This window comes from Kitasatospora sp. NPDC056184 (genome assembly GCF_042268405.1).
Classification (GTDB): domain Bacteria; phylum Actinomycetota; class Actinomycetes; order Streptomycetales; family Streptomycetaceae; genus Kitasatospora.
The window spans coordinates 1-21,799 of record NZ_JBHJUI010000044.1 but is presented as its reverse complement, the minus strand read 5'-3'; the positions used below and the strand labels follow the sequence as shown (position 1 = coordinate 21,799).

General features: G+C 70.7%; 13 protein-coding genes and 2 pseudogenes. 9 read left to right on the top strand and 6 right to left on the bottom strand.

Annotated features, from left to right (window positions below):
* Positions 1-30: 30 nt before the first annotated feature.
* Positions 31-156, top strand: a pseudogene (locus tag ACFC0B_RS39755) (AAA family ATPase); the annotation flags it as partial.
* Here the strand turns inward: ACFC0B_RS39755 and ACFC0B_RS39750 are convergent.
* Positions 102-1,022 carry a hypothetical protein gene (locus ACFC0B_RS39750; RefSeq protein WP_376097990.1) on the bottom strand — a complete coding sequence of 307 codons (921 nt, stop codon included), beginning with the start codon at positions 1,020-1,022 and terminating at the stop codon, positions 102-104. The pseudogene ACFC0B_RS39755 and the gene ACFC0B_RS39750 overlap by 55 nt on opposite strands.
* A 228-nt stretch (positions 1,023-1,250) precedes the next feature.
* Here ACFC0B_RS39750 and ACFC0B_RS39745 point away from each other — a divergent pair, with 228 nt between their 5' ends.
* From ACFC0B_RS39745 to ACFC0B_RS39730, 4 genes are all read left to right on the top strand, one after another.
* Positions 1,251-2,204, top strand: coding sequence for an IS481 family transposase (locus tag ACFC0B_RS39745; RefSeq protein WP_376097987.1), 954 nt, complete (start codon positions 1,251-1,253; stop codon positions 2,202-2,204).
* A gap of 518 nt (positions 2,205-2,722) precedes the next feature.
* A complete protein-coding gene (locus ACFC0B_RS39740) occupies positions 2,723-2,920 on the top strand; it encodes a hypothetical protein (RefSeq protein WP_376097984.1) in 198 nt (65 codons plus the stop codon).
* A gap of 770 nt (positions 2,921-3,690) precedes the next feature.
* Positions 3,691-5,274: a hypothetical protein gene (locus ACFC0B_RS39735; RefSeq protein WP_376097981.1), complete on the top strand. Its 1,584-nt coding sequence runs from the start codon at positions 3,691-3,693 to the stop codon at positions 5,272-5,274.
* A 458-nt stretch (positions 5,275-5,732) separates the two neighbouring features.
* Positions 5,733-6,206 (top strand): hypothetical protein, encoded by a 474-nt coding sequence (locus tag ACFC0B_RS39730; protein WP_376097978.1) that lies wholly within the window; start codon positions 5,733-5,735, stop codon positions 6,204-6,206.
* Here the strand turns inward: ACFC0B_RS39730 and ACFC0B_RS39725 are convergent.
* Positions 6,140-6,571: a putative phosphothreonine lyase domain-containg protein gene (locus tag ACFC0B_RS39725; protein WP_376097975.1), complete on the bottom strand. Its 432-nt coding sequence runs from the start codon at positions 6,569-6,571 to the stop codon at positions 6,140-6,142. The two genes, ACFC0B_RS39730 and ACFC0B_RS39725, sit on opposite strands and share 67 nt — an antisense overlap.
* A 184-nt stretch (positions 6,572-6,755) precedes the next feature.
* Between ACFC0B_RS39725 and ACFC0B_RS39720 the strand changes: the two genes are divergently transcribed.
* The 4 genes from ACFC0B_RS39720 (at position 6,756) to ACFC0B_RS39705 (ending at position 14,676) form a co-directional block, all read left to right on the top strand.
* Positions 6,756-7,949 carry a hypothetical protein gene (locus ACFC0B_RS39720; protein ID WP_376097972.1) on the top strand — a complete coding sequence of 398 codons (1,194 nt, stop codon included), beginning with the start codon at positions 6,756-6,758 and terminating at the stop codon, positions 7,947-7,949.
* The gene (locus tag ACFC0B_RS39715) at positions 7,946-11,242 is read left to right on the top strand and encodes a hypothetical protein (protein ID WP_376097969.1); all 3,297 of its coding nucleotides are present in this window, start codon (positions 7,946-7,948) and stop codon (positions 11,240-11,242) included. The genes ACFC0B_RS39720 and ACFC0B_RS39715 overlap by 4 nt, the downstream gene beginning before the upstream one ends.
* Positions 11,229-13,979, top strand: a complete 2,751-nt coding sequence (locus tag ACFC0B_RS39710; RefSeq protein ID WP_376097966.1) for an RNaseH domain-containing protein — start codon at positions 11,229-11,231, stop codon at positions 13,977-13,979. The genes ACFC0B_RS39715 and ACFC0B_RS39710 overlap by 14 nt, the downstream gene beginning before the upstream one ends.
* A gap of 517 nt (positions 13,980-14,496) precedes the next feature.
* Complete coding sequence (locus tag ACFC0B_RS39705) at positions 14,497-14,676, top strand: hypothetical protein (protein ID WP_376097963.1); 180 nt, start codon at positions 14,497-14,499, stop codon at positions 14,674-14,676.
* Positions 14,677-14,941: 265 nt separating this feature from the next.
* Here ACFC0B_RS39705 and ACFC0B_RS39700 read toward each other — a convergent pair whose 3' ends face one another.
* From ACFC0B_RS39700 to ACFC0B_RS39685, 4 genes and pseudogenes are all read right to left on the bottom strand, one after another.
* The gene (locus ACFC0B_RS39700; protein ID WP_376098038.1) at positions 14,942-15,091 is read right to left on the bottom strand and encodes a hypothetical protein; all 150 of its coding nucleotides are present in this window, start codon (positions 15,089-15,091) and stop codon (positions 14,942-14,944) included.
* A 235-nt stretch (positions 15,092-15,326) separates the two neighbouring features.
* Positions 15,327-15,794: pseudogene (locus tag ACFC0B_RS39695) on the bottom strand (replication-relaxation family protein); the annotation flags it as partial.
* Positions 15,795-16,311: 517 nt separating this feature from the next.
* Positions 16,312-18,486 (bottom strand): NACHT domain-containing protein, encoded by a 2,175-nt coding sequence (locus ACFC0B_RS39690; protein WP_376097960.1) that lies wholly within the window; start codon positions 18,484-18,486, stop codon positions 16,312-16,314.
* Between the two features lie 303 nt (positions 18,487-18,789).
* Positions 18,790-21,237 (bottom strand): Helicase associated domain protein, encoded by a 2,448-nt coding sequence (locus ACFC0B_RS39685; protein ID WP_376097957.1) that lies wholly within the window; start codon positions 21,235-21,237, stop codon positions 18,790-18,792.
* Between the last annotated feature and the right edge of the window lie 562 nt (positions 21,238-21,799).

Below are 21,799 nucleotides of genomic sequence, written 5' to 3'. Positions count from 1 at the left end.
ACCGGTACAGCAGACGCCGAGGCCGTCCGGCCCTTCTGCTCGCCGGCCATCGTGGATCGCCTGACCTTCAACGGAACTGTCATCGAGACCGGCACCGACTCCTACCGCCTCGCTTCGACCCGGGCGCGGGCCGAAGCACCCGCCAAGGCCGGCTGATCGCTGCAAACGTCGGGCCGACGACCTGCCAACTCCCGCCCAGGCGTCGGGCGTCGGCCCGAGACGCTCCAGTAGGCTGCGCCGGCCATGGACACGCACGCCGAACCCGAGCAGACCCGGCACGACGCGATCGCTTCCGGTCCGCCGATCCGGCGGCTCTTCCGGGACGTCATCGCCGAGCGCCTGCCGGGCAGCAGGCCGTCCCAGGCGGGGATGCTGTTCGGCGCCGGGGCCGACCCCTCCTGGGACGAGGGAGCTTCCTCGGCGACTTCTACGACGAGATCCTCCACCAGGACACCTGCCGGCCCGCCACCGCTGACGGCCTCGTCCTGCTCGCGGTCCTCGCCGTCGACGACCGGATTCCCGCCCGGCACCGGTTCCAAGCCGTCGACCTGCTGTTCAGGGCTGCCACCGTCGCCGAGCGCCGTCTTGCCGAGACCTGGCCGACCATCCCGCGACACGCCGACCCCGACAGCGAGGCCCGGGCCCGCGGCACGGTCCAGGACCACACCCCGGATCTGCTGAACCGTTGGCCGGCCGAATGCCCCGCGGTTCGGCTGGCCCTCGCCGGCCTCGCCGTCGTCTTCCCCACGGACCGCACCCTGCCCGCCCTGGCCCCGCGCCTGCAAGGCTTCACGAACCAGCACCCCCAGGGCACCGACATCGGCGACTACGTGCGGTTCGTTCTCGTGCTGGCCTCCCAGGACGACGACCGGATCCTCACGGCGACCGAGCAGCTCACCGACGCCTACTGGACGGGAACAGCACGCGGAGCGCCGACACGGGCACGCGCCCTTCACCTCCTCGGCCAGATGCTGACCAAGATCGGAGCCGGACTCACCCGACCACGCGCCGAGCAGTGACACCCCGCAAGTACGACGCGCTCCAGGCTGTTGGCGCGGTTGGCGAAGCCGGCCCGGCCGGTGTCGGCGAGGACGACCAGCAGGTCTGGGAACCGCGGGTGGCGGCGTCCCTAGATGTTCTGACCATGGAGGTTGGTGACGGGGTTCACGGAGTGGTGGTCTTGAAATGAGTGAGGGCCTTCTGGCTCGGTGTGGATTGCGACATCTGCACCGGCTCCCAGAAAGGCCCTCATGCCACACCGTAACGCACCGCTGACCGAGACCGGACGCCTGCGCCTGGCCCGCTGCGTGGTCGAGGACGGCTGGCCGCTGCGGCGGGCCGCCAAGCGCTTCCAGGTCTCACCGACCACCGCGAAGCGCTGGGCCGACCGCTACAGAACGCTGGGCGAGGACGGCATGGCCGACCGCTCCTCGCGTCCGCGCCGCAGCCCGCGTCGCCTGCCGGCCCGCACCGAGCGGCGGATCATCAAGGTCCGTGTCCTGCGCCGCTGGGGGCCGGCCCGCATCGCCTACCTGCTCCGCCTCAACCCGGCCACCGTCCACCGGGTCCTGGTCCGCTATCGCCTCGCCCGCCTGTCCCACCTCGACCGCGCCACCGCCCGCCCGGTGCGGCGCTACGAACGCGCCGCACCGGGCGAGCTGGTCCACGTCGACATCAAGAAGCTCGGCAACATCCCCGACGGAGGCGGCCACAAGAGCCTGGGCCGCGCAGCAGGCCGCAAGAATCGGTCCAAAGCCGGCTACAGCTACCTGCACAACGCCGTCGACGACCACTCCCGCCTCGCCTACAGCGAGATCCTGCCCGACGAACGCAAGGAGACCGCCGCCGCGTTCTGGACCTGCGCGAACGCCTTCTTCACCCGGGCCGGGATCACCGTCCAGCGCGTGCTGACCGACAACGGGGCCTGCTACACGTCACATGCCTGGCGTGATGCCCTCGCCGCCGAGGGCATCACGCACAAACGCACCCGCCCCTACCGCCCGCAGACCAACGGCAAGGTCGAACGCTTCAACCGCACCCTGCTCGACGAGTGGGCCTACGCCAGGCCCTACCGCACCGAACAGGAACGCCGCGATGCCTACGCCGACTGGCTCCACACCTACAATCACCACCGCGGACACACCGCACTCTCAGGCAAGCCGCCCGCCAGCCGCGTTCCCAACCTGTCAGGTCAGAACACCTAGAGCGGAGCGCCCTCGCCCCTGGGCCTGGGTGGTGTCCTGCTGCACGCCAGTCGGAAGCGTTCAGCCTGGCGGCCAGCCGGGTGCCGTCCATGGTGGCGCGGTCGGACTCGACGAACGCCTGACGGGCGGAGTGGCGGTCGCCACCGGTGCGTCCGTAGCGAAGCAACCCATCCGGGCACGCTGCCTTCCGTGGCATGTCCGACCGGACGAGGAGCGTGTGCGGTGGGCGCTGGAACCGTTCACTGCGGCGGGACCGCTGCGCTTCGGGAGGACCGCGGCCGAGGTGACGCAGGCCCTGCTTGGTGCCACCAAGGACAGCGAGCACCGTACGTGGGCCGGCGGGCCCGGCAACGACACATGGAGGGTCTCGGAGGGCCGGTGCCGGGGGTTCGGCCTGCATCTCTACCACCGGGAGGCCGGCTGTCCGGTATCGCGGTCGACGCGCTGTGCGGACCGCAGGTCGCTGCCGACGGCACCGCGCTTGTCGGCCGGGCGCCTTCCGCGCTGGAACAGTGGATGTGCGAGCGCGCCGAGACCGGCCCGACGAGCTCGCCTACATGAGCGCGGGCGTGCCCTCCTCGAAGTCCCTCGGCGTCGTGACCAACGTCCAACGGGAGGGCGACCGCCTCCTGACCCGACCGGTGTTCTACCCCGCCGAAGCGCTCGACGACCTCCCCCACTGGCTACCGCAGAGGGCCTGGGAGATCCACGACTGACGCCCTGGACAGGGCCCCGGACGGCGGCCGGACAACCACGCCGCACCGCTGCTCCGGCCGCCGGCCGAGGCCGAGGCACAGATGCCCGGCCCCGGCCGAGGACGCCGTCGAACCGCCTCGACACCACGGTCGTGCGCTCCCCGGCGTCGACCCGAGCGCCCCACCGGCCACCGCCCCGGCGGCCGGGTGCATCACGCCGCCAGCCGGATCACCGGGATCCGCCGCGAGGGGAACCGGACGCCGCCGAGCCGGGGAGCGCCTACGGGAGTACCGGAGGTCGGGCCGCACTGCTCCCCGGGGCCGTCCCGGTGCTCTGCGGTGCGCCTGCGGGTACGGAGGGTCGGGCCGCGCGTTTGGCGAGTGCCAGTTCCCACACCCGGCGCCGGTCGCTCGAGTCCTGGGGTGTGAGGCTCTGCAGCATCCCCAGGGCGGTCGCCGCGAGGACCTGCACGGACGAGGCGGCAACCCCAAGTACGACGGCCCACCAGGGGGCATGGCCCATGGCCGCCAGAACCGATCCGGTGCCGACCAGGCCGGCTCGGGCGAGCAGGCGGGCAGGAGATCCTCCCCTGCCCGTCTGAGCGCCGAGGACCGTCCTTCTTGTCCGATGGTGCATCGTCAACCCTTCGCTCTCGTACGGCTCTTCGTCCGTGGCTGCGCTACCGACTGTGGCCGCGGCCGGGTCGTTGGGGTAAGCAGCAACACCTTGCGGGGAAGCGCCAACACGTTGCGGGGAAGGCGCAACAATGGGGGCGGGAGGGGATAGCGACGTGAACAACGAGGAACAGGGCCCGGCAGCAGGCGGGTCCGTCGGACACGACCTGACTGCGACGGGCGCCCGGCTGCCGGCCCCGTCGGCCGCCGGGCCGGGGCGGCGCAGACGCAGAAAGATCGTCTTCGCCAGCGAGCTCGCCGACGATCTCGCCCTGGTCGTCCGGGAACTGGCCGAGGCGCTGCGCCTGCTCGCCGGGCAGCTGGAGACGTCGATGACGGCCTACGCGGCGAGCCTCCACCGCAGCACCTCCACGCTCTCGCGTTACTTCAGCGGACTGGAGCTGCCCAGTGCGGACTTCGTCGAACGGTTGATGGACGACGTGGAACTGCACTCAGGCACACCGATGTCCGTCGAAGCCCGCGAGGCGGTCCGGCGTGTCCACCGCGAGGCGCAGAGCCACGCGGCACCGCGGACCGCCGAACTGCAGGGCCTGCGGGACCAGGTCAACGTCGCCCACCTCCGGGCGGAGGCGGCGGTGCGCACGGTCCGCATGCTGGAGGCGGCACTCGAGGAAGCACAGGCACAGGTCCGCCGTGGTGAACTCGAGGCACGTCGCGCCGTTCACGATCTGCACGTCCAGAGCGCCCAGCACGGCATCGAGCTCGACCGGGCCAGGGAACACAGCGAGCGGACGCAGGCGGAACACGACAGGCTGAACGCCTACATCGCCCAGCTCGAACACGCGCTGGCCTCGGCCCGGGAACGGGCGAGCGAGGCCGAGGCCCGCCAGGTGGAGGCCGAACTGCGGCTGGAGCGGGCCGAAGAGCAGGCCGAAGCACGCCACCGGGACGAAGCCTCCTACCTCAGGCAAGCCCTCCGCCGTGCACAGCAGAACCAGGCCGAAGCCGAGGACCGGGCGCGACAGAGCGCGGCGGAGATCGCGCACCTGCGCGCTCGGAACGGGGGCCGTACCGAGCCCCCACCCGTCGACGGCGACCCGCGGGAAGCGGCGGGCACGGCTGCATCCGCCGTCGGCGGTGTCGGGAGGCAGCAGGCTGTCGCCGGGGTGCCGGGTGCCGGGAACTGGTCTTGGCTGGGCCGTATCCGCGGCAGCGTCCAGACGATGGAGACTGCCGGGCGGCCTTCGCGTCGGACGACCCGGGCGGAGGATTCGGCGAAGCCCGGAACGCGACAGGAGGTACGACGAAGCGAGGCCGTTCGGTCGGCGGCCTCACGCCTCGCCCGTTATCGGACGACGGAGCGGGGTGAGACGCTGTGGATCGACAACGGTGTCGAGCGGGAGGTGGCACGCCACCAGGCCGCAGGCGACTGGGGGAAGGGCGCCGCGGTGCTGGTCGCCTTCGGTCGTGGCATGGCGGCCGAAGGGTACTGGGAAGAGGCCGCGGAAGCGGTGGACCGAGCGGTGGCCCTTTACGAGGGGGCGGGCGCCTCGGCCGCGGCGGCGGAATGCCTGGCCTCGTTCGCCCGGGAACTCGAAGCCGCGGGAGCCCACCAGCACGCCGAGGTCGTCGCCGCGCGCTCGGCCGCCCTCTACCAGCGTGCCGACACCCGGACTGCCGGCAAGGCGTCCGGCGACGAACCCTTTCTCCGCCCCTACGTCGACCCCGAACGCTTCTAGGTCTGTAGCTGCGGTGGCGGGGCCGGTGGGCGCCGGCTCCGACGGCGACGATCAGGCGGCCGTGAGAGCCCCCGTATCCCGTCGGCGCCTGCGGTTTCGCCCGCCGCGGATGCTCGCGGGCCGCCGCCCCCGGTCCGGCTCGGAAGGCGGGGCCTGCTCGGGACGGCGGAGCGCCCGGTGGCAGGCCGGTTCCTGCGGGCCCGAATCTCCTCCCAGGGGCCCGGCCTTCGGTAGGCCGACGGGCCGCCGCGGCACGGGTCGTCCCGCGTTCGGTTCCGTCCTGCGGCCCCGCGGGCGCCGCCGTGGTCGGGATCCGCGCCCCTGTCCGCCAGGTGCCCCGGGGCGGCTCCTCCTGGCGGTCTCGGGCTGTTTCCCGCAGGCGCGGCGGGGCAGGGGCGGCCCTCTGGTCGGCGAGCCCTTGGATCGATTGAATGATAGGAGCTGGGCGTCATCGGTTCATGCTGTATCAGACGCCCCGCCTCCAGCCCGTCGACCGCCGGGTCCTGGAGCAGATCGACTCTCCCTCACGACCGGCTGCGGCACGCCGTGCAGCAGGCCCCATGAAAAGGACTCTCGACCTACGCAAGGCCCTCACCGCCAGTGCCATCGCGGCCTCGAACACCATCGAGGGCTACCGGGTCGACGCGAGGGATGTCGCCGACCTGATGGACGGCGAGCGCGAGGTGGACGCCAGCGACGAGGACAGAGCGGAGACCCTGGCCTACCAGCAGGCCATGACCTGCATCCAGTCCCTCCACGACGCCGCCGACTTCCGCTACTGTGCAATGTCGGCCACATGCGGTCCCAGCGCCCAGGCATCCAAGGACAGCGATCCGTATTGCCGCGGCGGCGGCCCTGCGGGGCATTACTGGGGTTTGAGGGCGCGGCGCTTCTCCGCGGCGCGGCGGGCCTGGGCGCGGGCCTGCTGGTAGTGGTCGAGTGCCTGGCGGGTGCGGTGCGAGACAACGAGGGCGGTGGTGCCTGCCGGGCAGATGTAGGAGGCGGCGCCGGGTCCGTAGCGGCCGTTGACAGTGTCGGTGTCCCTCTTGTACCGCAGGGTGTCCTTGATGCCCATGGCCCGCAGGCGGGTAAGGACGCGCTCGACCTCGGGGATGTCGCGCCAGTCGGGGGTGTAGATGCAGATCGGGCGGCGGGTGTCGTCCGTGGAGCCGCGGTGGTTGGCCAGGGTGCCCGCCTTCGCCGCGAAACTGAGCCGGTTGCTCTCCACGGCGGCTCGGATACCGGCCCAGGCGTCGTCGATCTGGCTCAGAGGTACGAACCACAGCCACTTTCCCACCCAGGGATGGCCGTCAGTCGGCGATGCGATGGCGCTGGCCTCGGCCCAAATCCAGGGCTTGATCCGTTCGAGGGAAGGGGTGTGGTGTCCGGGCGGTGTGTACCGATGGTCCGTTTGAGCGGTTTCTGCGTCCACGACAGCACCGTATACGGAGTATCTTGGTGGAGGCTGGTAACACTCCCTCATGGCTGTCAAGGAACGTGACACCAGCCGCGAACGGCGGGATCTGGCGCTGACCGCATGCTGTGCGGCGGCGATCGCCGAGACCGATCTCGAAGAAGACCCCCTGCGGCGGGCCGGACGGCTGATGGACTGCCTCGGGCTGCTGCGCTCGGCCCACCCCGCTTCGGTGGCGGCGACCCTGGACATGCGGGCCCTGCGGCGCGGGCTGCGCGAGGGCATCAGCGCACTCCTGCCCGCCGACAGTGACGGCCGCGAAGCCTTCGCGGCCATGGTGCTGATCGACGAGCAGGGCCTGCTGCGCGGGGAGGTGGAGGACCTGGGCCGCGAGCACCTTGTACCCCGTCAGGCGTTGGAGGGATACTGGCCGTGGGCCCAGATCAGGGCGGAGCAGGAAGAACAGCGCCTGTTCGAGGAGATCCGCCGCCTGCAGCCTGAGGACTACGAGCGGGTGCGGGTGTTGCTGGCCACCCACCCGTGCGGCGATCTGGACGGGCTCCTTGATGCCTGGGGCGGACTGTGGGGGCGCTTCGCCCTCTTCGAGCCGGTCGCGTCATGGCCGTGGTGCAACGTGGCCGGGTGGTGCTTCCCGTGCCCACGCTGCCGCTGGCCGATGCGCGCCCAGCAAGACCCCGGCGGAGTTGTGGTGTTGTCCTGCGACGCACACTCCGCAGACGGTGTCGGCTACGCCTGCCGCCCCGGGCGGGGCGCCGGCATGCCGCACCTCGAGGGCATCGGGAGGAACTCGCCGCCCGTCTCGGGGTTCCCCGCCGCCGGAGGCCACCTGGCCGTGTCGCGCCCGGTCTGGCGCTTCTTCACTCTGCCCGGGCAGATGGAGGTCGGATTCCGAGACGAGCTCGCCAGGACCAAGGACTTGCTCATCGTGCTGTATCCCGGCGGTGACGCCTACGACCTCCACGTCACAGCCCTCCACCCCCTGGTGGCGAAGGAGTGGAGGATCGACGCGAAGGCCTGGCAGTCACTTCCGGCCCTGGGCGACGCACTCCTGAAACGCCCGCCACTGCCTGGCGACGGCCCGCTGATCATCATGGTTCCCCATCGGCAGAGAGCCGAGACACAGGTGCTGCGCGAACAGCTCGCCCACTGCCCGGACCTGCGGGTGGCCACCGACAGGGAGCTACTGCGTGAGGTCCGCCGGTGGTGCGCTCTCGGCAGCGCCGAAGGAGTCACTTCATGAACCGCTCCGCAGAATGCGAGGCCATGCGGGCCTGTGCCGTTGCGGCTGTTCTCGCGCTGGCCCAGGAGTATTTCTCCTTCACCGCCCCCACCGGGGCGACCGGTGTACCGCTCGACCAGGCACACGTCTTCGCTGCCCGCCGGGCCGACCGGTGGGAGCGCTGGCCCGCACTGCCGCAGGAAGTCCACGGCCTGTTCGGCCGCCTGTGGCAGGCCATCGAGGAAGAGACGGACCTCGCCCAGTGTGAGGCGTTCTCCGACGCCGCGCTGGAGTACGCCGTCGAGCCGACCGCGTTGTTCGCCGTCCCCGACGGCACGAGCACCGACGACGTCCGTTGGGTCCAGGTACGGCACAGCCAGGAACCCCTGGCCCTCGCTGCCCGCCTGATCAACGAGGCCGAGGCCTACCGCGAGGTGATGGACACCCCGCTGCCCAGCACCGCACCGGGCCTGTGGTCGTTCGGCCCGGACGGCGAGTCCACAGCGGAGATCCCCGCCAGCGAAAAGCACACACCCACCACACCCATCGCGCTCACCACCGCCCCCTTCCTCGCCCAGGCCGACCTGCCCAGCTCTGCCGTCCTCGAGTTCGTCCAGGAACAGGCCCAGGCCATGCCCGACCGCTTCGGCTGGAAGCCCGGCCTGATAAGAGGCTTCTTCACCAAACTCACCGACGCCTTCGGCCGTGACGTCGCCACCCTGACCCTGCCCGCCGGCATCCTGAGCCTCCTCAACGCCCCGACCGGAGTCGGCAAGAGCGTCCTGATGCGGGATGCGGCCCTGATCCTCGCCCGAGCCGGGCAAGGCCCGGTCCTGGTTGTGGTGGGCACCATCCGCGAAGGCCTCGGGAGCGCCGAGCAGATCGCCGCCGACGACGCCCTCGCCGAAGCCACCGCCGTCGCCCTGCAGCACACCGCACGGCGCGACACCGGCGCCCCTCTGCAAGTGACCGTATGGGTCGCCCCGTCACGCCAACGCGAACAGGCCGCCCTCGCCTACTCCCAGGACCGGTCCGACCGCTTCGAGAGCCTCGCCGCCGGATGCGAGATGACCGGCTGGCAGGTCGACGGGCCCCCCGTCGACCCCGCCCGACCCCCGTGCGACCAGCTCCAGTGGGCCGGACCCCCCGACCGCAACACACCCACCGGCCGCCACACCTGCCCCAGAATGGCCATCTGCGGCCGCTTCGACCACGTACGGCGCGCGGCCCAGGCCGACGTGATCATCACCAACCACCACAACCTGCTCCGCGGACGGGTCAGGACCCCCGTCAGAATCGACGGCCTCCGCACCGTCCGCGAGATGAGCGTCCTGGAATTCCTGCTGCGCCGCTGCCGCATCGTGATCATCGATGAGATCGACTCCTTCCAGCACAAGTGGTGCGAGACCGGGGCCACCACCTTCCTGCTCGCCTCACGCGGCAACAGCGGGCACGGGGGCCGCCTGGCCGAGGTCGACCGCCAGCGCGGCGAGCGCAACCTGTCCTCGCTGTCCAACCTGCCCCTCACCCCCGCCCTGCTGAAAGCCCGTGAACTCGCCGAGACCCTCCTCGACAACCTCCTTGAGAAGAAGCTGTGGCTCGACAGCGCCCAGGAACGCAACAACCGGCCCGGATCGGGCTGGTACCTGCCCGGAATGAAGGACGCCGACCTGTGCCGCGCACTGCTGAACCTCCCCGACGACACCGAGATCCCCGACGAGGTGCACCAAAGCTACCTGGCCCTGTTCCCCAGTGACCGAACGGGAAGACCGCCCGAGGGCTGGGACAACCTGGCCGCCCTGCTGACGCGGGCCGTCGACGGCCGCGGCAAGGCCCGCAAATTGTCCGTCATCAAGTTCGAGATGGCCCGCATTCTGCGCGGCACCACCTTCCGCCTCCCCGCCCACCAGATCCCCGAAGTCGTCAACGACCTGCTGGTCCGCACCTGGCTCGGCAGCCTCCAAGCCGCCCTGCACGACCTGAAATGGGCAGTACGCTCACTGGCTGCTCAACTCCCCGCCGCCGGCGACCTGCTCCGCGCCATGAGCACCCTCACCGACACCGCGCCCCTGCCGTTCGGCGCCCTGGGCTCCCAACTGTGCGGATTCAAATTCGACCAGGGCCGTACCGGCGGCAGCCTGTCCTACCAGGCCATGTCCGGCGACCCGCACACAGGCACTGTCCACCTCGGCGACACCGTCGCCCTCGCCACCGCCGGCACCAGACGCGCGGTCCTCGGCCTGTCCGCCACAGCCTTCTTCCCCGGCGCGGCCCGACAGCACATCCACACCCTTCCCGCCTACGTGATGACCGACGCCGCCCCCGGAGCCGTCAGCGCCCACGCCGGCCACGTCTCCGCCAGCCCCGACACCTGGCAACCCATCAGCATCGGCGGCCTGGAAGAACACCTCAAGCCCGGCGAGATCCGGCGCCTGGCCGAACGCCTCTGGCAGGAACACCTCGCCGCCCACCTGGCGAATCTGGCACGCAACGACCCCCAGCGCGAACTCGCCCTCCTCGCCGGCAACTCCTACCGCCACGGCCGGATCCTCGCCGCCGGAACCGCCAAGGCCTGCCAGCACCCCGAATGGGTCGCCGTCGTCGTCCGGGACAAGAACCACCCGCCCACCGACATTCCCCTCCCGCCCGGCATCATCCTGCTGACCATCGACGAACTCGAAGACCTGCCACGCCTCCACCCACGAGTCAAAGTCGTCTGCGCCCCTCTGTCCCTGGTCTCACGCGGCCTCAACATCCTCATCCCCGACACGGACCTTTCCGCCCTCGCCTCCGTCTGGGTCGGCGTACGGCCCGTCACCCAGCTCCACTCGCCAAGCGACTTCTACGCCAGCATCAACGCTGCCGGCACTGCCGCCGCAACCCCCGGCCCAGACCCCGCCGCCATGCTCAAAGAGCAGCGCCGCGCGGCCCGCTCCCGCAAGAACCTGCTCCTGCGCACCGACCCCCGCTTCTCCCGCATGCCGCGCTTCCTCAAAGCCGAAGTCCTCGCCGGAATCCTCGTCGAACTGATCCAACTTGCCGGACGAGCCCGCCGCGGCGGCACCCCCGTCGAGCTCTACCTCGTCGACCACGCGATCTTCAACACCGGCGTCGGCTGCGACTTCCCCTCGATCCTGCGCACCTACTACGCCAACCTCCCCCCTGAGCAGCAGCAGATGCTGCAACGCATCTACGGCTCCACCCTCACCGCCTGGCTCGACCTCGCCCACAGCCCCGACCTGCTCCCGAACCAAGTCACCCTGCTTCCCGCCCCCACACAGGACGACAAGGACACCCTCCGTGAGTACGCCTGACACCGGCACCCGCATGTCCCTGCTCGCCTGCCCCCTCACCCCCGACCTCATGGGCACGGTGTGGCTCTACCGCCTCCCCGACAAGATCGAGAACGTATGGAAAGACCTCCGCGACCAGTACCGCTTCACCACCGGCTCCCGAGGCAACCTGCCCTACGACGGCCTGCTCATGGTGCTGCGCGCCAGCGCACACACCAGCGCCTCCCTCTACCCCACCAGCAAGGACCACCCGCCCCGCTTCCTCGCCCTCTCCCGCAAGGTCTCCCCGGCCCAGCTGCGCGCGGCCATCGTGCTCTGGCAACAGGCGCTTTTGACCACACGGGCCGAGCACGCCGAGCAGATCAGCATCGACCACCCCAGCGAACTCGCCGATCTCATCGCCTCCGTCGACCCCGAACACGTCGCCCTCTTCGACCACCTGACGATCGGCAGCACAACCGTCGACGCCGACTCCTGGGTCTGGGAAGCCACCAGCTGCAACCTTGCCCGCCGCCTGGCCGCCACCCCCCTGAAAATCGACGACCGCGAGATCAACCTCCGCCCGGACACCGAGAACAACCTCCTCGTCTGGCACCCGGACCAGCTCTGGTCCAGTAGCTGGTTCGCAGCCCGTCCCGGCAAGGACGAGAACCTCGACCCCGCCACGCTCGATGAGTGGAAGACCGACCTGCGCTACGCGGCCCTGCGCGTCACCGTCGCCATGAAGTCTCTCCCCGGCATCCCCCGCCCCATGGCCGTCCTCCACCCCAGCGTCTCGCGCCTCAGCAACACCCTCCGCAGCGCCCGCACCGCCTGGCTCGCCCCCAAAGACCCCAACGCCCCGCTCCTCTCCCTCTACCTCGGCGGCAAAGGCGACCACACCCACCTCGACCACACCAGCCGCCTCGCACTCGACGCCTGGGTCCGCCTCCGCAGCGAAACCGTCTTCCCCCGCAAGGACGGCGAGACAGAATTCCTCCCCCGCAGCGCCATGGACCTCTCCGGCACCCCCGGAATCCTCCGAGCACTCATCCCGTACTCAACCCGCTACCCGATCGGCAAAGGCCCCGGAATCCACACCGTCACCGCCCTCGCCGACCACCTCGCCGCCGCACTCGGCCAGCCGCTCCTCAAAGCCTGGAAGATCACCGCACCCGCCTCCTACGGCGCCCGCAAAACCGACTACGGCCGCGACACCGCACTCCTGGACGACCCGGACCTCCACGGCATCCTCGCCGCCGCCGGGTGCGCCAAGCTGCGCCTCCTCGCCCTCTACGTGCACCAGGAACAGCGCACCCGCATGCAGCGCCTCCTCGCCTACCACTTCAACCGCCCCGACCTCGCCGCAGGCATGCCCGAGGACACCGTCATCGAACTCAACACACACATCGAAGTCCTCATCCACCACGCACCCGAACTCCTCACCCACGGCGACCACCATCGCCGTGCCGAACTGACCGCCCAGATCCCCGGCCTGGCCGCCCCGAACACCGGCGTCCTCGCCCTGTGCGAAACCACCTACGACGCCGGCCAGTGGTCCCGCGACCGCCGCGCCGCCAACCGCTCAGAAAGCCAGACCACCGACCCCGATGCGCTCGACGCCAAGCCGCACGTCTCCCGCCACCTCGCCCAACAAGGCGTCCTCGCCCAGTTCCTCAACGCCAACGTCACCCTCGGCCGCTCCAAGAAGAACCCACGTGAAACCACCAACCCCCTCGACGTCCTCGGCGCCGAACTCGCCACCGACCACCCCGGCCACCATGCCATCGCCGACATGCTGCGCGCCGCCGGCCTCGTCCCACCCCGGCTGACGCGCGCCATTTCCTACGGAGGCGGACTCAAAGACCGCTGTGCCCACGTCGGCCTGCACCTGCGCGTTCAGCGCGGGGACAAATGGAAGGACCGCACGGCGCAGCAGCCCAGGCTGATGTGGACCCTCGTCGCCTTCATCCCCCGGGGCAACTTCTGGGAAGCATGGGCCTACATTCCGCCTGCCCACAACGAGCGCTCGGGCTGGTTCCCCTACGCAACGGCCCAGACCATCCACCGAGGCGCCCCACTGCCTGACGGCTCCCGCCAGGACGATGCCCTGCCCCGCCACATCGATCAGGCACTGTCCCTGCTCGGTCAGCAGGACTACATCCTCTACATCTCCGGCCGAGGGACCCGCTCGCTGTGGCCGCTGCTGGCCAACAAGAACCTCGATCTCACCCCAGATGACCTTGGCCGTATCAAGGGCAGGCCCGCCCTCCCCGGCATCAGCCTCCCCGACGGCAGGCGTCCGCGCGCCATCATCCGTATCACCGCCGCTGGCCCGGACCTCCCGCTGCCTGCCTTCTTCGAAGAGGTCGCCGCCGACAACACTGTCGCCGAGGGTGACAAGACCAGCAACTCCCTCTTCCGTTTCGAGGGCACCGACCGGACGTTCGTCCTCTCCAACCGCCCTCACCAGATGGACGGGAAAACCTACTTCGCCAAGGCCGGACGTGACCGCAGCCGATGGTCCCCCCAGAACGGTGAGGAACAGGCCGAGACCTGGTACACCCTCAACACCACGGAGATCACCGTCCTGCACTGCCCGGACCACCACGACCCGGCCACCTACGCGATCACCGCCACCCGGCTGTGCAACTACCCACTCGCAGGGGAACACCGCACCCAGCTTCCACTACCCATCCACGCTGCCGTCCAGATGGACAAGGACCACCCCGACTACCGCCGCAGCATCGACTGGGAAGCCGAGGAAGACGACGTCTGACGACGATGCTCCTCGCCCCGCACGATCCCGGTGGCCTGCGCCACGGTTGTACCGCCCGTTCCACGACGGTTTGCAGCCCATCCACCTGCACGGGCACCCGGGCCGCCTGGCGCCGGCTGTCGGGCGACGAATACAGGTGGGGGCCCCGCGAACCTTGGCCGCAGGTAGAGATCGCAGGTCAAAGCATTGGCGGGGCCGGGTGTGGATACCTTGATGCCCGACCTGGGAGCTCCTGGGGCGGGCATCGAGCCGGCGTGGGTGTCAGCGTCGGCGAGCGGGCCGCGGCGGTTCCCGAGGCCGCGCCGACGCGCTGGCAGCGACTATCGGCACTGCGATCGGCCTGGCGCGCGGGGGGCCTCCACCCGCGGACAAGGGCCGCACCCGGTGGACTGGTGTGCGTCTGCGGCGCTCGTTCGGACGGTTCGGCTGCGGTGCGTGGTTGCCCCCGTGCCGATCGGGCTACAGGTAGACGAGCGCGGCCCCGCGCTCCTCGTCCGCACCTGACTACGGAGCAGCCATGCATAATCCCTTCTCTTCGAGCCGGATCCCGCCCACCTACTTCGTCACCACCGGCGTCGGCGACTCCAACGAGGGGGAGGCGGTGCTCAACGTCCAGAACGTCTCCGGACACGACATCACCATCCAGGCGGGCGAGTCGTTCCAGGTCCCCATGTACAACGAACAGCCGGAGGAGTAGTCCCTCTTGCCGGGGCCGCATACAGGGTGAGGCCCCGGCATCCCGGCATATTCCCCGGCACCGGCCTGGCTCTGCTCATCCCGCCCCGGTGCCCGGATCGGCGATTCTCGATCTACCTTGACCGCCGCCCCGGCCGCCTTGCCGATACCTTGGTACTCGGCAAGGCGCGATAATTTTGCAGGTCAAAGCATTGGTGGGGCCGGGTGTGGATACTTTGATGCCCGCCCGGGAGCTCCTTGGGCGGGCATCAAGGTGGGCGTGGGTGTCAGCGCTGGTCGGGCTTGGTACCGGTGAGTGCCGACCAGGGCACGGGTCCGCTGTCGAGGTCGGTGAGCGGCCACCAGTTGTCGGCGCCCGGGCCGTCGGCCTCCAGGTCCTCCAGGTTGGCGACGCCGGTCGGGACGGCCTGCAGCATTGTGGCGGCCTGGTGGCTGCGGGCGGTGAGTTCCAGTTGCCGGCAGCGGTTGCCGAAGCCGGTGTCGCCGGTGCCGGCGAGGACGAACAGCAGCCGCGGGAAGACGGTGTAGTGCTGCTGCCAGGCCGACAGAGACGTTCAGGGCGTGCGAGGTGCGCCTCAGGTGCGGCGGGACCGGGCGGTGGTCGTGGAAGCGGGCGTAGCCGATCAGCTTGGCGGCGAGCTTCTCGCCGGCCATGGTGGCGCGGTCGACCTCGACGAAGGCCCGGTGCAGCGCCCGGTCCGGTCCGCCGGTCGTGAAGTGCAGCAGGCCGTCGGCGATGACGGCGCCGCCCGGGCCTTCGCCGTAGCGGTGGTAGACCTCCGGCAGGAAGTCCAGCGGCCGGCACTCGTCACCGGCCGCGCGGGCGCCGGCCACGAAGGCGGCCTGGGTGCGGGTGACGGCCAGGATATGCCCCACCCGCAGCCGCGCCTCGGTCTTGTCCTCCGGCAGCGGCGGCGAGGCCACGCCCTCCAGCTCCGGGAAACAGGCGGCGATCCGCGCGCCCCGCCCGGTCAGGTACCGGGCCCGCAGCTTCCCCGCCTGCGGGAGAATCACCTCCTCGACCAGGCCCTCCTCCTTCAGCCGACGAAGACGCCGACGCATCAGCTCCGGCCCGCTGCCGGGGGTATGCAGGACACGCAACTGCTCGGCCGTGGCCATCCGGAACCGGAACAGCGCGGCGACCACAGCGTGGTCGATCTCGGGCGGCGCAGCCATCACGAGGCTCCTCGAAGGCCGGCGCCCGTCGCCCCGATGGCGGCGGAACACCCGCAGGAAAGCCCACGCCTCTCACCGGATTTCTCACCACCAAGGACCCCCGCGATCACGATCCGACAACGGGAGTACTAACCCGCCCGACAACAGGCGGTGACAACCGGTGCGCCAACCGGCGGCCGACCCACCCGCCCGCTGCGCCCCGCATTCGGTAGAAGTCGCAGGTCAGGGGTGGTGGTGAGTGGGTGTCAAGGTGGAACTCACCACCCCGACAACCCTCTCTTCTTCTTCTTTTGGTCTTGGTAGTTGGCAGTTGTCGTTGTCGGTCGGGTTCGGCGCTTGCGGCGGGCCCTCTTCTTCTTCGGCGTCCGGCTGGTGCCGGCCGCGCGTGGGTGGGGCGGCGCGGGGCGCGGGGTGCGCCCGGGTTGGGCCTGGACCGGCGCTGGAGCGCGGGCCTGGCCGGTCAGGCGTGGTGTGCCGGGGTGGCGATAGGGTCGGTGCTGGCGGTTGGTGGGTTCGGGTGGGCGGCGAGCCAGTGCTGCAGTTCGCGGTGGCGGAACTGGTAGGAGGAGCCGGAGATGCGCATCAGTCCGGCGTCGCAGCAGTGGTCGAGGAAGACGCCGAGCCTGCGCGGCAGTCGTCCGCGGGAGCACAGGAGAAAGACCAGGTACCGCCGGGCGCCGCTTCTGCTGAGCCACGCCCCGAGCCCTGCGAACAATCCGAGACAGAAGGCCGCCACTGCCGTGCCGGCGATGTCGTTCTCGTAACCCTCTGACGGAGGATAGACGAGATAGTTGTGGACGGTGACGGTCAGGAAGAACCCGATCATGACCGTGAGCGCGGCCACCAGGGCCAGCGCCGCGCCAAGAACGAGTTCTCCGCGGATGACGCGGCGGGGAACGACGGCAGCGGCCGGGCGGACTCTGAGCACCACCGCGATTCCCCGCGTCAATCCCACCGCGGCCCCGACGAACGCGAGCGAGGAGGTTACGCCGGGCATTGGGCTATAGTCGAGAATTTCGCGGTCGGCAAACTCGGTAGTAGCCCAGATCGCAACCCAGATCCCAGCCCAGATCACCGCCGCGCACGCGGCGCCCACCAGCAGGCCGGTCAGCAGGGCTCTGCGGACGTGGCGACGTCCGGCCGACGTCCGCAGGGCGGCCAGGTCCGTACCTGCGGGCCGGTCGGTGCGGGAGCGCGCGGTGAGGAAGACCGTCAGCGCCGCCACCGCCGCGTACACACAGACAGTCACGATTCTGGCGACAGGCCCCTCGCTGATGCCGCTCGGCTCTAGCATCAGCATGATCGGGCTCAGCATCACGAGTGCTGTCAGGGCTGCGTCGATCAGCTTCACCCGGGTGGCGCCGGCCATCGGCCAGAGCTGGTGGAGGGCGAGGTCGGTGCCGGGTCCGGCCGGTGCGTCGGCGACGGGGTGGGTGGCGAGGTGGTGGGCGAGGCGGGCGAGCCAGCGGTGGGTGTCGGCGGCGCTGTAGGGGCCGGGGTGGAGGGTGGTGGTGGCGAGGATGAAGCGGTCCAGGAGGTGGGCGTCGAGGTCGGCGGGGGTGGTGTGGGCGAGGAGGTCGGCGGGGTCGTGGTCGCGGGCGTAGACGGTGGCGGCCAGGCACAGGCGCCAGGGGGTGGACAGGGTGGTGGCCAGCGGGCCGGTGGGGTCGTCGCGCAGGGCGTCGAGGACGGGCTGCCAGCGGTCGCGGTCGACGGTGCGCTGAGAGAGGTAGGTGTGGGCGTCGGCCGGGGGGACGGCGTCGATCAGGCGGGCGCGCGCATCGAGGGCGTCGTAGTGGGCGGTGCGGCAGGTCAGCACGAGCGGCCCGGCCTCGCGCCCGTCCTGGTACGCGTTGAGGGCGCGCAGGGCCTCCAGCGCCCGGTGGGCGTCGGGTGCGGGGGTGCCGTCGGGGAGGGTGGGGTCCATTTCGTCCAGACCGTCCAGGACCGGCAGGACGCGGTGGTGGCGGACGAGTTCAGTGGCCATGTGGACGGGCCAGCCGTAGGCCTCGACGAGCCGGCGTACGAGCAGGTCGGACAGCGGGACGCGGGTGTCCCACGAGGCGAGTGACAGGCGCACCGGGACGGGGTCATCGGCGTCGCGGTCCTTGATGAGGGCGAGGATCAGTTCCAGGGCCAGTACGGTCTTGCCGGAGCCGGCGGCGCCGGTGACGACGAGGCGGCGGGGGCGGGTGGCGCGCCAGTAGGCGGCGATGTCCGGGACGGTGGGCGTGCCGTCGAACAGCCGGCCCTCGCCGGGCGCGTTCGCTGCCCGGGCCGGTGCGGCGCGGAGGGTGAAGGTGAGGTTGATGCGGTGGGTGTCGCCGCCGAGCAGCTGCCGCCTTTGCCGGCTCTCGGCCTGCTTGACCTGGTTGGCCAGTTCGGCGGCCCAGCCGCGGGACTGGTTCGCGGTGTCACGCTCCACCGGACGGCGAAGCCCCCGCAGGCCGACCACCAGGCTCACCAGCGCCACCACGAGACTCAGGAAGGCGATCCGGTCCGCGAGCGAGGGCGTGCGGCTCCAGACCGGCCGCAGCACCACGTACATCAACGTGGCCGTCAGGACCGCCGCGCCGCCCCACGCGAGCCGCAGCCACCGGCGGCGAGATCCCCGTTCCCAGGGCCCCGGCTTCATCGCGGGCTCCCGCAGCGCGCGGCGGACAGAGCCCGGGGCCGGGACGGCAGGACGGCCCAACTGACCTTTGAACAAGCTGACATGACAGCAGATTAGAGCGGCCCGGTCACGGGCGGGGCCGATCTGTCGGTGTTCCGGGGACCTCCGCCGAGCCCTGGACCGCGGGCAGTGAGCGCGGGCGGCCCTGGAAGGCCGCTGGAAGAGGCGGAGACGGCTCTGCCCGTCGCGTTCCTCGGACACGGCGGCCACGGGTGGGTACAGGCGCCCTGGAGAGCCTTCAGCGGGCAAGAGGGCCGGGCAAGGTCAGCGCCAGTCGAGGCCGAGCGCGGCGAGCTGCTCCAGCTGCGCCTCGGTGAGCTTGGCCCGGCGGGTCTTGGTGTTGGAGATCCACACCCCGAGCTTCACCTCCACGGTGCCGCCGTCGCCGTCCGGGACCGGCTCGACATGCTGGCGCGGGACGGTCACCGTCCCGGTGCGTTCCCGGTACAGGGCGAGTGCGGCCAGACCGCGGTCGAAGGCGCTCGGCTTCCCGGCGCCGGTCTTCCTCCGACCCACCGCCCCGTCCTGCCCGGCCGGGGCCTCGAGCGGCTCGATGCCGAGCGCGGCCAGGCGCCCCTGCTGCCCGTCCACCAGGCTCTGCCACACGATGTGCTGGCGCTGGCGCTCCAGCCACCGCCCGACGTCGAGCCCGTGCAGCGTGACCCCGGGCAGGAGATCGGACAGCTCGGCGCCGCCCTGGACGCATTCGCGCACGGCGGCGTAGTGGCGCTGCCAGTCCAGCGGCCATGCCGGGTTCCAATCCGGGTCGATCTCCTCCAGCGCCTCCACCCGGTCCGGCCGGCCGTCCAGGACGCCGGGCCGGCGCTGGTTGGACAGCCACTGCCCGACCGGCTTGTCCAACGCCGTCGCGGTGCGCGGCGCCGCCAGGGTGCGGTGGTCCTTGTAGTACTCCCGGCACGCGGCGAGGTTCTCCTCCCACGCCGCGTCCAGCGGATCCCACACCATCCCCAGCGCCTCCAGCCGCTCGACGCGCTTGCCCTCCATCTCCCCGGCCGCGTACGCCTTGCGCTGCTCGCTCACCCAGTGCCCCAGCGGGTACATCTGGTGCGGCTCCAGCCCGGCCCTCGTCGCCTCGCGATGGTCGAACGGCACCCGCAAGTGCCCCTCCCGCTTGTAGTACTTCTCGGCCGCCGACCAACCCCTCGCCCAGTCCTGCCGCTCCGTGTCGATCACCTGGAAGCTCACCCAGTTCGCGACCATCATCGGGTCACGCGGAGCCGAAAAATGCAGCAGCATCCGGCTTTCCTTCTCACCCTCCTCAGGAGCCGGGCCGATATCCGTGGACGGCTCCACCACGTTCTTCTGCTCGACCTGAGGAATCGCCAGCAATTCAACGGCCTCCTCATCGTGAGCCCGCAGCGCCTGAAGAACGTTCACCAAAGGCCGGTAACTCCCGGAGGTGAACATGTCCTGCGGCGCCTCACCCTCTTTCAGGAATACGGGCACGATCAGACTGGCGAGCTTCCCCTCGTTCGGCTGCTGCCGCAAAGCACGCCCGATCGCCTGCACGATGTCATGCGGCGCCCCCTTCGGATCCAGCAGCGCCACCGAGTCCACCGCCCGAATGTCCACCCCCTCACCCAGCACCCGGCAGTTGCACAACACCGACCACAACGCGCTGCGCCCGAACTCCCCGATCACCCGCCCCCGCCGCTCCCCGGCATGCTCACCCTTCAGCCAGCCCGCCCAGATCCGCTCCGGGTACGTCTCCGGATCCGCCGCGTGCAGCCGCCGCGCCATCGCCGGCAACCCCTCCGCGAACGCGTTCGCCTCCACCGTCCGGTGATGGAACGTGATCATCGTCCGCAACCGGTGCTGCGCCATGGTGCGCAGCATGGCGGCCTGGAGGGCGCCGAGCCGCTGTCCGCGGATCTCCTCCTGGCGCCGCTCAGGGCTCATCAGCCTCTCCGGGGTGACGACCGGGTCGGTCAGTTCGACGACGATGATCTGGTACCGGGCGAGCAGGCCCCGCTTCACCGCCTCGGACAGCGGAAGCTTCCACGCGACCGGGCCGAAGATCGCCTCGTCGTCCATCGACGCGGCCATCTCCTCCGGCATCCGCTCGTACCGCTCACCCTCCCGCAGGCCCCAGGCCGGCGCCGGCCGCTCCTGCCAGATCCGCGGCGTCGCCGTCGCGTACAGCCGCCGGGCCGCCGGGATGACCTCCTGGTGATGGATGTCCGCCCACGCCTTCCCCAAGCTCCCCGACGTGCGGTGCGCCTCGTCGACCACCGCCAGGTCCAGCGGGTCCAGGCGCTTGCCGTAGGCGCCCCCGAAGGCCTCCGCCAGCACCCCCAGCGAGCTGTAGGTGGCGAACATGGTGACCGGCCCCGAGCCGTGCCACATCGCCAGCCGGATCGGGTTCGTCGTGCACCGCACGTCCATCGACCACAGCTCGACGTCGTCCTCCATCGAGCACACCGCGACCGCCGGCCCCGTATGCCCGACCTCCCGCCACGCCTTGACCGTCTGCCCGAGCAGGGCCAGCGTCGGCACCAGGACGAGCACTCGGCCGCGTGGCAGCATCCGGCGCGCGGCCGCCGCGCAGATGTACGTCTTCCCGGTCCCGCAGGCCGCGTGAATCTGCGCCCGCAGCCCGCGCGCCGGAATCACCCCGCCCGGCGGGACGTCCAGCGCGCGAATGATCGCGTCGACCGCCTCGATCTGGTGGTCCCGCAACTCGATGGGCATTGCCCCGTCCCTTCGTGGAATGCTGGAGGGGATTTCCTTGATCGCACAACACCCGCAAGAGAGTCGAACGCCGGGGGTGTGACTGCAACACTGACTCTACACAGTGCATCACCATGATGCATCAGGCTTGCCGAAGGTTCATCCTGCGAGGTGATGCGGGCGGTTTTCGGGCATGAAACCACGCTTCGAGTGGTACACTCATCCCGTGGCAAGGGTTCTGGAGGTGGGCAGTGACGGGCATTCAGGGTGGACGGAGCGAAGCGGAGTCCACCGGGCTCGACAGGGAGTGCCGGCCTTGACCGACTGTGAGGTCACGAAGCGTGAGAGGCCGGGGGTGGCATGGGATTCCTGGGTCTACACAGTGCCGCGCATGATGCACCCACCCCTCCCAGTCAGCCATCAGATTCCCGCTTGCGGGAATCCAGGAAAACCCAGCGAAGCGGGTTTTCCCCGCCTATAGAATTCCGCTTGCGGAATTCAATTCCCGCGCTTGCGCGGGAATTCCGCCGAAGCGAAGCGGAGGCGTTCCCTGCCCGGCGGCTTGCCGCCGGGATACCCGCTC

Coding starts and splice junctions, on each gene's coding strand:
- ACFC0B_RS39745 (WP_376097987.1), top strand. CDS start 1,251: ATGCCACACCGTAACGCACCGCTGACCGAGACCGGACGCCTGCGCCTG.
- ACFC0B_RS39730 (WP_376097978.1), top strand. CDS start 5,733: ATGCTGTATCAGACGCCCCGCCTCCAGCCCGTCGACCGCCGGGTCCTG.
- ACFC0B_RS39720 (WP_376097972.1), top strand. CDS start 6,756: ATGGCTGTCAAGGAACGTGACACCAGCCGCGAACGGCGGGATCTGGCG.
- ACFC0B_RS39715 (WP_376097969.1), top strand. CDS start 7,946: ATGAACCGCTCCGCAGAATGCGAGGCCATGCGGGCCTGTGCCGTTGCG.
- ACFC0B_RS39705 (WP_376097963.1), top strand. CDS start 14,497: ATGCATAATCCCTTCTCTTCGAGCCGGATCCCGCCCACCTACTTCGTC.
- ACFC0B_RS39700 (WP_376098038.1), bottom strand. CDS start 15,091: ATGCTGCAGGCCGTCCCGACCGGCGTCGCCAACCTGGAGGACCTGGAG.
- ACFC0B_RS39690 (WP_376097960.1), bottom strand. CDS start 18,486: ATGAAGCCGGGGCCCTGGGAACGGGGATCTCGCCGCCGGTGGCTGCGG.
- ACFC0B_RS39685 (WP_376097957.1), bottom strand. CDS start 21,237: ATGCCCATCGAGTTGCGGGACCACCAGATCGAGGCGGTCGACGCGATC.